General features: G+C 39.2%; 11 protein-coding genes and 1 pseudogene. 10 read left to right on the top strand and 2 right to left on the bottom strand.

Features of this window, described 5'->3' with window-relative positions; all coding sequences use genetic code 11:
- Window positions 1-1,356 (top strand): hypothetical protein (locus tag DWV68_RS11400; RefSeq protein WP_197420855.1); only part of this gene is annotated, 1,356 nt, incomplete at its 5' end.
- A gap of 11 nt (window positions 1,357-1,367) precedes the next feature.
- On the top strand, window positions 1,368-2,120 hold the full coding sequence (locus DWV68_RS11395) for a zinc ribbon domain-containing protein (RefSeq protein ID WP_118056845.1): 753 nt from the start codon (window positions 1,368-1,370) through the stop codon (window positions 2,118-2,120).
- Window positions 2,121-2,219: 99 nt separating this feature from the next.
- Here the strand turns inward: DWV68_RS11395 and DWV68_RS11390 are convergent, their stop codons facing one another.
- Complete coding sequence (locus DWV68_RS11390) at window positions 2,220-3,569, bottom strand: MATE family efflux transporter (RefSeq protein WP_118056844.1); 1,350 nt, start codon at window positions 3,567-3,569, stop codon at window positions 2,220-2,222.
- A gap of 148 nt (window positions 3,570-3,717) precedes the next feature.
- On the opposite strand from DWV68_RS11390, the gene DWV68_RS11385 reads away from it, so the two are divergent.
- The 7 genes and pseudogenes from DWV68_RS11385 (at window position 3,718) to DWV68_RS11360 (ending at window position 9,842) form a co-directional block, all read left to right on the top strand.
- Window positions 3,718-4,605 (top strand): LysR family transcriptional regulator, encoded by an 888-nt coding sequence (locus DWV68_RS11385; protein ID WP_117698476.1) that lies wholly within the window; start codon window positions 3,718-3,720, stop codon window positions 4,603-4,605.
- Window positions 4,606-4,833: 228 nt separating this feature from the next.
- The gene (locus DWV68_RS11380) at window positions 4,834-6,108 is read left to right on the top strand and encodes an adenylosuccinate synthase (RefSeq protein ID WP_118056843.1); all 1,275 of its coding nucleotides are present in this window, start codon (window positions 4,834-4,836) and stop codon (window positions 6,106-6,108) included.
- 18 nt (window positions 6,109-6,126) lie between these two features.
- Window positions 6,127-6,738 carry an HAD family hydrolase gene (locus tag DWV68_RS11375; protein WP_118056842.1) on the top strand — a complete coding sequence of 204 codons (612 nt, stop codon included), beginning with the start codon at window positions 6,127-6,129 and terminating at the stop codon, window positions 6,736-6,738.
- 198 nt (window positions 6,739-6,936) lie between these two features.
- Complete coding sequence (locus tag DWV68_RS11370) at window positions 6,937-7,341, top strand: hypothetical protein (RefSeq protein WP_118056841.1); 405 nt, start codon at window positions 6,937-6,939, stop codon at window positions 7,339-7,341.
- Window positions 7,342-7,438: 97 nt separating this feature from the next.
- Window positions 7,439-7,576: a hypothetical protein gene (locus DWV68_RS14450; RefSeq protein WP_156454686.1), complete on the top strand. Its 138-nt coding sequence runs from the start codon at window positions 7,439-7,441 to the stop codon at window positions 7,574-7,576.
- 45 nt (window positions 7,577-7,621) lie between these two features.
- A pseudogene (pyk, locus tag DWV68_RS11365) lies at window positions 7,622-9,043 on the top strand (pyruvate kinase); the annotation flags it as partial.
- A 22-nt stretch (window positions 9,044-9,065) separates the two neighbouring features.
- The gene (locus DWV68_RS11360; RefSeq protein WP_022243191.1) at window positions 9,066-9,842 is read left to right on the top strand and encodes an NYN domain-containing protein; all 777 of its coding nucleotides are present in this window, start codon (window positions 9,066-9,068) and stop codon (window positions 9,840-9,842) included.
- A gap of 314 nt (window positions 9,843-10,156) precedes the next feature.
- Here DWV68_RS11360 and DWV68_RS11355 read toward each other — a convergent pair whose 3' ends face one another.
- Window positions 10,157-10,924, bottom strand: coding sequence for a carbon-nitrogen hydrolase family protein (locus tag DWV68_RS11355; protein WP_118056840.1), 768 nt, complete (start codon window positions 10,922-10,924; stop codon window positions 10,157-10,159).
- A 439-nt stretch (window positions 10,925-11,363) separates the two neighbouring features.
- Here DWV68_RS11355 and DWV68_RS11350 point away from each other — a divergent pair, with 439 nt between their 5' ends.
- A complete protein-coding gene (locus tag DWV68_RS11350; RefSeq protein WP_118056839.1) occupies window positions 11,364-12,239 on the top strand; it encodes a tyrosine-type recombinase/integrase in 876 nt (291 codons plus the stop codon).
- Window positions 12,240-12,320: the final 81 nt, after the last annotated feature.

The following is a 12,320-nucleotide window of genomic DNA, read 5'->3' as shown; positions in this document are numbered from 1 at the left end:
CAGGGACAGCCGCAGCAGGGACAGTTCCAGAGTCAGCCGCAGCAGGGACAGTTCCAGGGAAGACCACAGCAGGGACAGTTCCAGGGAAGACCACAGCAGGGACAGTTCCAGGGACAGCCGCAGCAGGGACAGTTCCAGGGACAGCCACAGCAGGCACGCCCGCCTAAGAAACCATTTAAGATGACGAAACAGTTATGGGCATTGCTTATTGCGGTCATTGCAGTTGTAGTAGTTGCAATTGTTGCACTTGTGGTAGTGAAGAATCAGAAAAAGAAAGTAAATATCAACGATTATATTTCTGTAGAGTATAACGGATATGAAACAGCAGGAACAGCATATGTTGATTTCGACGAGACCGGATTCAGTGAAGCTGTTATCAAGGCACAGGGAAAGAAACTTAAAAATGTAAAATCTCTTGATGACCTTGACTGGAGTGACCTTGCTGATGTGATGGGAAGCAGTAACTGGGATTTGATTGACAGTATTACTTTTGATGTGAAACCGGATTCAGACCTGTCAAATGGGGATGTGGTAACTGTTACTGCTTCATGGGATGAAGATTATGAGAAAAAAGCAGGAGTTAAAATTCTTTCCAAAGAACAGGAATTTACAGTAGAAGGACTGGAAGAAGTAAAAGAAGTTGATCCGTTTGAAGATATCGAAGTAACCTTTTCGGGAACACCACCTTATGTATATCCAAACTGGACAAATAATTCAGAGGATGACTATTTACGTTATCTGTGGTTCAATTTTGAAGATTATGACAGTCTTGATGTCGGAGATACCGTAACTTTAACAGTTGATGAATCAGAAGAGAATGCATTGGCAAATGGTTACAAATTCACACAGACATCAAAAGAATATATTGTATCCGGAGTAGATTCTTATGTAACATCTGCTGCAGATATTTCAGCAGACAATCTGGATTCCATGAAAAATGAAGCAACAGATGCGTTAGATGCATATTTTGCAAATAACAATTCCTATATTGGAAATTCCGGATTCAGTTATGAAGGTTCTTATTATCTGGTTGCAAAAAACAGTGATACATGGGGTGATACGAACGTCCTTTATCTGGTATTTTCGACAACTGTAACCAGTGCAGAAAATGCATTTGAGCCAACTGTTGTATACTTCCCGGTAAAATATACAAATATTATGGCATTATCCGATGGAAGCCAGAACTTTAATACATATGGTGATATCGAAGGATATACTGATTTAGAGTATGATGATGGATGGGATAATGTTGAGGGTTATACAGATGGGGCACAGATGTTTAATGATTTGGTTGTAACTCAGAAGGTTGATTATACTTACGAAGTAACTGATAATTTAACTCAGTTTGGAAACTAAAGGAGAAGAAAATGAATTCTGGAAATAATTTTACAAAGCACATTCATGTGAAAAATATCATTCGTCTGTTATCTATTTTGTTAATGGTATTTTTCTTTGTGCCATCATTTATGGTATCCTGTGCAGGATATGGAAATATTAAAATCAGCGCTTTTAAAGCTATGACAGGTATTAAGATAGAGGGTGAAAGTGTAACAGACCCGAAAATAATCTGCATCATAATGCTGCTGCTTCCAATCGCTATGCTGGCTCTCTGGTGCTTAAAGAGCGTATTAAAAGATAAAATTGCTGCAATCGCATCCGGAAGCTGTGCTGTTGTTGACTTTATTTTCTGGATTGCACTTTGCGTCGGAGTAAATAAGGAGGCAACAGATAATTACTGTACAGCGAAAGTTACAGCCGGATTTATATTTAATATATTGTTTATTCTGGCAATTGTAGTGTTGGATCTGTTGATTATTATCAACGTACTTCAGGCTGAGAAACCATTAATCAGACAGAAAATGATGAACGGATATCAGGGAATGCCACAGCAGAATATGTATGGAAATGTGCCACCACAGCAGGGACAGTTCCAGGGACAGCCAGTGCCGCCACAGCAGCAGGGACAGTTCCAGGGACAGCCAATGCCGCCACAGCAGGGGCAGTTCCAGAGCCAGCCAGTACAGCCACAGCAGCCAGTACAGCCGGTATGCAGTAAATGTGGTGCTCCGCTTGTAGCTGGAAATAAGTTTTGTACCAAGTGCGGAAATCCGGTTGCATAAACTGGAATAGGAAATAAGTAATAAGTAAAGTAGAAGCCCCATCGTCTGATTATTCAGAATGGGGCTTCTTTTCTGCTGCAGCATTGCAGGCACAGGATTTTATACAGCCTGACTGCAGAGCTGTTTCTTTTTCCGGTTCTTCCAAACAAGATAGGAAATCATAAGTGGTACACCGGCACCAATCCATGCTACCGGGCTTGCCAGACGGACTGACCAGTATCCATATGGATTTAAAAGGAGCCATACGACACCGACACGGCAAATCATTTCAAAGATACCGCTGACCATAGGCATGATACCTTTTCCAAGTCCCTGCAAAGAAGTACGATAAAGGTAAATAAGAGCAAGAAAGAAGAAAAAGCAGCTGATGGTATTTAAGTACTGTGTGGCATAACTGTAAATGGCTTCCGTCGGTTCGCTTAAGAAAAGGGAAACAATGGAACGGCCAAATACAGTACAGATGAATGCAGCAATTGCAACAGTTCCAAGGGCGATTCCAAAGGCCTTCTTCATGCCATCGAAGATGCGTTCGTATTTTCCGGCACCTAAGTTCTGACCGCAGTAAGTAGACATTGTGGTTCCAAGAGCCGGCATTGGCTGGGTAGAAATCTGTTCTACCTTGGATGCAGCAGTAAAGGCTGCAACAGCACTGGAACCAAATACATTTACTGCAGACTGAAGAATCATGGAACCAACAGCTATCAGAGAGTAGTTCAAAGCCATCGGGATACCAAGTCCCATCATCTGGGCGGTTGTCACGCGGTCGATGTAGTAATCACTTTTTCTGGTGCGGAGAATCGTGAATTTACGGTACATATAAATAAGACAGAGAACAGCGGAAATACCCTGTGAGATTACGGTGGCATATGCAGCACCTGCAACATTTAGTTTTAAAGTTACAATACAGAATAAATCCAGCACAATATTAAGAGCGGAGGAAAACAGCAGGAAGTATAATGGAGTCTTGCTGTCACCAACACCTCTTAAAATTCCGGAAACAACATTGTACATCATACTGGTAATGATACCCCAGAAGATAACCCGGATATAAGAGTCTGCCATATCAAGAATATTATCCGGTGTGTTCATAAAGATTAAAAGCTCCCGGGAAGTAGTAACAGTCAATGCGGTAAGAACCACGGAAATGATTATGGTTAAGAGGAAGGATAAAGCAACAATATGCTTTAAACGGCTTTCATCCTTTGCACCGAAAGCCTGTGATACCATAACACCGAATCCCTGGGCAAGTCCGGATGCAAAACCAAGTACCAGAAACATAATAGAACCGGTTGCACCTACAGCAGCCAGGGCATCTTCTCCCAAAAACTGTCCTACAATGATGGTATCTACCATACTGTAGAACTGCTGGAACAGATTTCCGAACAATACAGGAAGTGAGAAGAAAAGAATTAATTTCAGTGGATTTCCGGTTGTCATATCTTTCGTCATAATTATAAGCTCCTTTCATAATTTTTTGCAGAAATGTTCTGCACTATATGAGAAAAAAGTACTATATTCTTTGGAAACGGGATTAGTATACATTGGTAAAATAAAAATGACAATGTAAAAATCAATTTAATTATGGTATAATTCGCTCATGAATACGAATTTAGAATATTACAAATTTTTTTATTATGTAGGAAAACTTCACAGTATTACATTGGCAGCAGAAGAACTGAATGTTTCACAGCCGGCAGTGTCCCAGGCAATCCGTAATTTGGAGCGGGAACTGGGAACCACCCTTTTCATGCGGACATCCAGAGGGGTGCGTCTGACTGCAGAGGGGCAGACACTTTACGGCTATGTGCAGCGGGGCTATGAGACCATCCGGGAAGGCGAACGCAAATTCCTTGAAATGCAGGAGCTGACCAGCGGAGAAGTATGTATCGGAGCCAGCGATATGACACTGCAGTTTTATCTGCTTTCTTATCTGGAACAGTTTCATGAGCAGTATCCGAAAATCAGAATTACAGTTACCAATGCACCGACACCGGAGACACTGAAATATCTGCAGAGCGGTAGAATTGATTTTGGTGTAGTCAGCACGCCCATGGAGACAACGAAGAATATGCATGTGATTCCGGTGCGTGAGATAGAAGATGTCTTTGTGGCAGGACGAAAATTTGAATATTTAAAGGGCGGTAAATTAAGCTATAAAGAATTGGAACATCTGCCGGTTATGTGCCTGGAGGGAAATACCTCTACCAGAAAATATGTAGAGGAATTTCTGCTGGGAGAAGGCGTTGTGATTCATCCGGAGATAGAACTTGCCACCAGCGATATGCTGATACAGTTTGCGAAAAGGAGCCTTGGCATAGCAAATGTGGTCAGGGACTTTGCTCAGGAAGAAATTGAAAAGGGGGAACTGTTTCAGATTACATTTAATAAGAAGATTCCTGCCAGACAGTTCTGTATTGTTTCAGATGACAGGGTTCCGTTGACTGCAGCAGCAGAAAAATTGTTGAAATTATTACAACATAAGTAAAACTTATACCGAGTATAAGGAATATTGACTTTACTTATAATATCTGATTCGTTATAATCAGAAAGTAAGAAGCAGAGAACTGGTTTTTACACCGGTTCTTTTTTGCTTTACAGGAAATTGCTTTCCTGTAAAGTAAAAAACGCTCCGCGAGTAGCTCGTAAAGCGTGTTTCTCATAGTTACGCGAGCAGCGAGAAGAACATATTTCTTATTATAAGGAGGAAATAAAAATGGTTACAGCAGTAGTTGGTGCAAACTGGGGAGATGAAGGAAAAGGCAAGATTACTGATATGCTTGCAAAGGAAGCAGATATTATTATCCGTTTCCAGGGTGGTGCAAATGCAGGACATACTATCGTAAATGATTACGGAAAATTTGCATTACATACCCTTCCATCAGGAGTGTTCTACGGACATACCACAAGTATTATCGGAAATGGTGTTGCACTTGATATCCCGAAGCTTTTCAATGAGATGAAGTCTATTACAGACCGTAATGTACCGGCACCTAAGCTTTTGGTTTCTGACCGTGCACAGATTGTTATGCCGTATCATGTGCTTTTTGATCAGTACGAAGAGGAGCGTCTTGGCAAGAAATCATTCGGTTCAACCAAGTCAGGTATTGCACCATTTTATTCAGATAAATATGCTAAAATCGGTTTTCAGGTAAGTGAACTTTTCGATGAAGATACTTTGGCAGAAAAGGTAGACCGTATCTGTGAAATGAAAAATATTATGTTGGAGCATATGTACCACAAACCATTACTGGATAAAACTGAATTATTAAATACATTACATGAGTACCGTGATATGGTTGCTCCGTATGTCTGTGATGTTTCTTTATATCTTGATAAAGCAATCAAAGAAGGAAAGAACATTCTCTTAGAGGGACAGCTTGGAACCTTAAAAGATCCGGATCACGGAATTTATCCGATGGTAACATCTTCTTCTACATTGGCTGCATATGGTGCAATCGGTGCAGGAATTCCACCATATGAGATTAAGAAAATTGTTACTGTATGTAAAGCATATTCTTCTGCTGTTGGTGCAGGTGCATTCGTTAGCGAAATCTTTGGCGAAGAAGCGGATGAATTAAGAAAACGTGGCGGAGACGGCGGAGAATTCGGTGCAACCACAGGACGTCCAAGACGTATGGGATGGTTTGACTGCGTGGCAAGTAAATATGGCTGCCGCATGCAGGGAACTACCGATGTAGCATTTACAGTGTTAGATGTTTTAGGATATTTAGATGAGATTCCGGTTTGCGTAGGATATGAAATCGACGGAGAAGTAACCACAGACTTCCCTGTAACCACAAAGCTTGAAAAAGCAAAACCTGTATTAAAGAAACTTCCGGGCTGGAAGACAGATATCCGTGGAATTAAGAAATACGAAGACCTTCCGGAAAACTGCCGTAAATATGTAGAATTCATTGAAGAACAGATTGGATATCCGATTACCATGGTTTCTAACGGACCGGGAAGAAATGATATCATTTATCGTTAAGAATAAAGGCAGATTGTGATGATAAAAAATGTAATCTTTGACGTAGGAAAAGTGCTGGTAGACTTTTGCTGGGAAGAAGTATTTCATAAGCTCGGTTTTGAGGGGGAAACTTTTGAATGTGTGGCGGATGCTACCGTCCGTTCCGTAACCTGGAACGAATTCGACCGGGGAGCAAAGCCGGATGAAGAGATTATTGCTGCATGCATCAAGGAAACACCGGATTATGAAAGAGAAATCAGACTCTTTTATGACCATGTAGGAGAGACGATTCGTACTTATCCATATACGGTGCGGTGGATACGAAGCCTTGAGAAAAATGGATATCATACCTATATATTATCTAATTTTCCAAAGAGCACTTATGAAAAAGCAACAGAAGAACTTTCTTTTGAAAAGGAGACTACCGGAGCAATCTTTTCCTATCAGGTGAAGTGCATCAAGCCGGAAGTGGAAATTTATAAGCTATTGCTGGACAGATACCATTTAGTGCCACAGGAATGTGTATTCATAGACGACCGTCCGGAAAACATAGAGACGGCAGAAAAGCTTGGCATTACAGGCATACAGTTTCAGAATCAGCAGCAGGCAAAGAGAAGGCTTTTGGAACTTGGTGTCGTATCCGGTAGTTAATAAGTAAAGATTATGTAAAAAAAGAATAATTGTCTATTCGTTTCTTGCATTTCAATAGCGAAATGCTTATAATGAGCGTAAGCAGACGGGTAGCAACGCAACTGGCAGGAGTTACTCCTGCCAGTTTTTTTACTTTACAGGAAATTGCTTTCCTGTAAAGCGTGTTTTCGCAGTTGCACAGTAAGCAGGGAGAATACAATGAGGATAACAGGTTTAAAGAAAAAGCTGATAAGTCTCATAGTGGCTGTTATTATGACGGTTTCAGGAATGTATGTTGAAAATATCAACATAGATTCTTCCTTTGTATGTGAAGATACTGCGAACCAGAATTTCATACAGGCAGCACATTTATCCAGACCATCAGAGAGCTGTACTGAAGAACTTTTGGGAAATCGTGAGACCGGCAGGATTACAGCAGGATACCGCAGATTGTCGGAGAAAAACAACGATTTGGAAGGAGCAGCATTATCCCTGGCAGCAGTATTGCCTGAAAATCAGGCAAAAGACGGCTGGAACTTTGAATTACGGAAATCAAAGGATGTTTTGGACAGCAGGAGTGTCATTATAGGCTATATCCATCATCAGGATGGAGCGAAGGGCTGACTATCACAAGTTAGAAGCAATTTACCTGTGCGCAGAGGAGCATAGGTTTCTTTGCGTACAATATCAGGTCATAACTGTGATAGGAGGATAATAAAATATGGCACAGGATATTGTAGTAGCGCTTATGGGCATTATGGCAGCGGCAGCAGTTGCTGCATGCTGGTGGTATGAGCATCATGGCAGAGAGGATGCGACTTCTTCTAAAGAGGAACAGGAAAAGACGAAAGAAGTATAAATGAATAAAAGAAGATAGAGGGCTTGTAGCAGGAAAGGACAGAATATGAGAAAGACAAAAATTATATGTACATTAGGACCGGCAACAAAGGATGATGAAGTATTAAAACAGTTAATGGAAAATGGAATGGACGTGGCAAGAATTAACTTTTCCCACGGCTCACAGGCAGAACATAAAGTAACCATGGATCGTGTAAAAAAGATGCGTAAGGAACTGGGCAGACCGGTTGGAATTCTTCTTGATACCAGTGGACCGGAAATCAGGATTGGACAGCTGGAGGGTGGCAGAGCAGAACTGCTTCCGGGAGATACCTTTAAACTCACCACCAATGATATTATGGGAAATAAAGAGCGGGTCTCTATTACTTACAAGAATCTGGTACATGATGTCAAAGCCGGAACCAGAATTCTGATCGATGATGGACTGATTGAAATGCTGGTAACCAATGTGACAGAAACTGAGATTACCTGTAAAGTAGAAAATGGCGGTGTGATTTCAGACCGCAAAGGAATTAATGTACCGAATGTAAATCTGTCCATGCCTTATATCAGCCCGAAAGACCGCTCCGATATTCTATTTGGAATTGAGCAGGGTGTAGATTTTATTGCAGCATCTTTTGTACGCTGTGCAGATGATGTGCTGCAGTTACGGAAAATTATGGCAGAGCAGGGCTGCAATGACATTAAGATTATCTCTAAAATTGAAAACCGTCAGGGTGTAGATAATATTGATGAGATTCTGGCAGTGTCAGATGGCATTATGGTTGCCAGAGGAGACATGGGAGTGGAGATTCCGATTCGTGAAGTTCCGGCAATTCAGAAGAAAATTATAAAAAAGGTTTACCATGCAGAAAAGGTTGTTATTACGGCAACACAGATGCTGGATTCCATGATGAAGAATCCGCGTCCGACCAGAGCAGAAGCAACCGATGTAGCCAATGCTATTTATGATGGAACCAGTGCAATTATGCTGTCTGGTGAGACTGCTGCCGGAAAATATCCGGTGGAGGCATTAAAAACCATGACAGAGATTGCAGAATATACAGAAAATGATATTGACTATGAGAAACGTTTCCGCCAGCTGGAGAAGATTGATAATCCGGATGTAACCGATGCCATTTCCCATGCAACCTGTATGACTGCCATTGACATCAATGCGGCAGCAATTGTTACGGTAACCAAATCCGGCAAGACTGCCCGCATGATTTCAAGATATCGTCCGAAATGTGCAATTATCGGCTGTACCCCATCGGAAAAGAGTTATTATCAGATGAATCTTTCCTGGGGCGTAACACCACTTATGATACAGGAAGAGACGGATACAGAAGCATTGTTTAATAATGCAATGGAATCCGCAGAACAGCATGGATATGTACAGCATGGAGATTTGGCGGTTATTACAGCTGGAATTCCATTGGGTATTTCCGGTACCACCAATCTGATTCGTGTAGTAGTGACGGGACACTTAAAGAAATAGGAGCGCAGATAGTATGAATGAACAACCGAAATTAGCAGTGCTGATTGATGCAGAAAATGTATCCAATAAATATGTGAAACTAATTATGGATGAGGTCAGCAATTACGGGGTGGCTACTTATAAGCGGGTTTATGGAGATTATTCGAATCCGAGCGTATCTGCATGGATGAAAAATATGCAGGAGTATGCTCTGACACCGGAATTGCAGTGTAATTATACTGCAGGAAAAAGTGCTTCTGATTCAGCATTGATTATAGATGCCATGGATATTCTTTATTCCGGCAAAGTCAGCGGTTTCTGTCTGGTGTCGTCAGACAGTGATTTTACCAAACTTGCCATGCGCTTAAAGGAAGCTGGTATGATGGTAATCGGAATGGGAGAAGAGAAGACACCGAAGTCCTTTGTAAATGCCTGTGAGAATTTCAAGTATCTTGATTTACTTTATAATAAGGAAGAAGCAGAGGAAAAACAGCGCACAGCCACCACAAGAAGAAATACGAATGCATCTTCGGAAAAGGATGCCGGGGACAATGACAACCTTCCGAAGCTTTCGGATATTGAAAAGGAGGTAATCTCCATTATCCGGAGCAATGCAGAGGAAAATGGCTGGATTAATATTTCTGAGCTTGGAATCAATCTGAGCAAACGTATTCCGGGCTTTGACCCACGAAATTACCAGTGTAGTAAACTTTCTACCTTCTTAAAGAAGTTTAGGAGCATTGAATTAAACCCGATTGAGAATCCACACAATAAGCTGTTGAAGGTTGTGTATGCAAAAATAAAAGAGTAGAAAAGAATGTAAAAGCTTCTTTTTCCAGAGTTGTATTTGGCTGGCGAAAGAAGCTTTTTACATAATATTTTTAAAGCGTAGATACATGCTGTAACTAAAATCTGGTTATAAGCAAAAAAACAGGAAGCCTTGATTTATCAGGCTTCCCGCTCCATTAAATAATGCGGAAGATGGGACTTGAACCCATTGCCCCACAAACCAACCGAATAACAGAAAGGCTTTCAGTGTACTTCTATCGTAACGTGTTCAAAAAGGTGTTCAACTTCACAAACTGGAAGTTAACCAATTCATTGTCTTGAAATATTAATTGCACTCTATTCAATCAACATATCAGATATTGATATCCTTCCATTTTCGCCGAAATCATTCTCTGTCTTTTCAAAATCATAAATCAAAAGTTCAGGTTTATTTCTAACACATTCTTTTATACACTGCCCCGATTTTCCAAGGACCATTGTCGGAGCCGTTTGAAATGGTGAAATAGCATTTACAGAAATAGTGGTAGTAACATTTTCAACTGCTCGAGTTTGTAAGTGTCCTTTAATCATGTTATATCTTTCGTTATCATCTATATCTGCTACATCATAAAATAGAACTAGATTTATATCTGTATTTCTTTTGTATAGTTCTCGAAAGAATTCAGGAAATCTGATTTCAAAACAAATTCTTATTCCAAATTTTATCCCTTCCATTTCAAATATTCCATTATTACTGCCTTTTGTGAAATTATCCTTATCCCATCCCCACAAGGCACGCTTATCATAGAACTCAATTTGACTATTAGGCTGAAACAACATTGCTCTATTGTATATTTCTTTTTCTTTAAATATAGTTCCAATAATAAATGAAATGTCATTTTTGTTAGCTATTGATTGAAGTTTATCACACATTATCTGAACAAGATTAAAATCAACACATGACGCATTAGATATATTTCTCGGAGGATACCCTGTTAATGAACATTCTGGAAATATAAGCAACTGAACCTTTTCAGTTTTTGCGATATATATTGCTTTTTCTATTTCTTTATAATTCTCACTAATATTTCCAGATACAGCAAATTGATACGCAGCAATTCTCATTTAACAATCATCTTCTCTCTACAAATAACAATTTATAGAGCAAGTATACACTAATGATGTTCTATTTGCTAGATGAATTTCAAACTGATACATTATCGTAAGTTTGCTTTGTGCAAATTGCACAAAGACAATTCACAGCATTAACGATTTTTAATAAAATGATGATTTCTATATTCATTAAAAAAAAATTATTGCACTCTATTATTTCGAGAACCAACTCGACTATTTGATTTCCAACTTAAAATTTTCGTTTTCTTTTGCTAATAGACTACTCAATTTTAGTACCATATAATATTAGCATTGCAAGCTTGTTAGAGAAATTAATAAACATTTTTTATATCATTTGTGAGGTGATAATATTGAAAAAAACTATATATTCCGCAATGAAAAATTACGTCGAAATGATGCATTCATAAAAAATGAAATTTTAAAAATTGATGTGCCAACTTTAAAAACTTGGTATCTTAATAAAATTACACAATATAATTTGACTGCACGTCAGTTTAAAGAAATGAAGTCATTGTTGAATATGCTTTTTGATTATGCTATTGAAAAGAAAATTTGTACCCAAAATATATCACGTTTAATTCGTAATATATCACGAAAAAAATTTTCTGTTAACCCTACAAAAGCTGTAACTGAACAAGTATTTGTCAATGACGAAGAAACACGACTTATAGAATTAGCAATAAAGCAATACTATAAAACAAAAAATACAGCTTACTTAGCAGTGTGCTTAAACTTCGCATTAGCTTTACGAGTCGGAGAAGTTGTAGCTTTAAAGGTTTCTGATTTTGAAGAAGATACAGTACATATTCAAAGACAAGAAATTAAAGTATATGAAAAACTGTCGAATGGGAAAATCAGAAGAAATGGATATGAAATTTCTCCATATCTAAAAAGTATAAATTCGGATAGAGAACTTTATTTGATAAAAGAAGCAAAAGTATTCTTTTCAATGATTGTTCAAGCAAACCAAATGCGTGGTTTTAAATCTGAATATTTGATGCTTACGAAAGATGGAACTAGAATGAACAATGATGCAATCAATAATGTACTGCGAAGATTAAATCGTATGTTAAAAACACCACAAAAGGGAAATCATAGCATTCGCAAAACTTGCATTTCTAACATGGGAGCATCTAAAGTTCTTACAGATGAAGAAATCAGAATGTTTGCTGGACATAAAGATTTTTCTACAACTGCCAAACATTATATGTATGTCACTGATACTATGGACAATCGTTCCAGTGCCTACGAAACAGCTATCGGTAGCAAGATGAATAACGTGTTCAACAGTGTTCAGACATTATAATAACAAAAAATAAGGAAACCTCTATAATATGATGTGACCCCAAAAAGTTAGACTTTTAAGCGTAGCAGTTTTATTGGCTGC

The organism is Roseburia sp. AF12-17LB (genome assembly GCF_003479605.1).
Lineage (GTDB): Bacteria > Bacillota > Clostridia > Lachnospirales > Lachnospiraceae > Roseburia_C > Roseburia_C amylophila.
Note: the sequence above shows the minus strand (reverse complement) of the source record. Positions and strands in the feature narration are given on the sequence as shown.

Coding starts and splice junctions, on each gene's coding strand:
- DWV68_RS11360 (WP_022243191.1), top strand. CDS start 9,066: ATGAATGAACAACCGAAATTAGCAGTGCTGATTGATGCAGAAAATGTA.
- DWV68_RS11375 (WP_118056842.1), top strand. CDS start 6,127: ATGATAAAAAATGTAATCTTTGACGTAGGAAAAGTGCTGGTAGACTTT.
- DWV68_RS11385 (WP_117698476.1), top strand. CDS start 3,718: ATGAATACGAATTTAGAATATTACAAATTTTTTTATTATGTAGGAAAA.
- DWV68_RS11355 (WP_118056840.1), bottom strand. CDS start 10,924: ATGAGAATTGCTGCGTATCAATTTGCTGTATCTGGAAATATTAGTGAG.
- DWV68_RS14450 (WP_156454686.1), top strand. CDS start 7,439: ATGGCACAGGATATTGTAGTAGCGCTTATGGGCATTATGGCAGCGGCA.
- DWV68_RS11380 (WP_118056843.1), top strand. CDS start 4,834: ATGGTTACAGCAGTAGTTGGTGCAAACTGGGGAGATGAAGGAAAAGGC.
- DWV68_RS11390 (WP_118056844.1), bottom strand. CDS start 3,569: ATGACGAAAGATATGACAACCGGAAATCCACTGAAATTAATTCTTTTC.
- DWV68_RS11370 (WP_118056841.1), top strand. CDS start 6,937: ATGAGGATAACAGGTTTAAAGAAAAAGCTGATAAGTCTCATAGTGGCT.
- DWV68_RS11395 (WP_118056845.1), top strand. CDS start 1,368: ATGAATTCTGGAAATAATTTTACAAAGCACATTCATGTGAAAAATATC.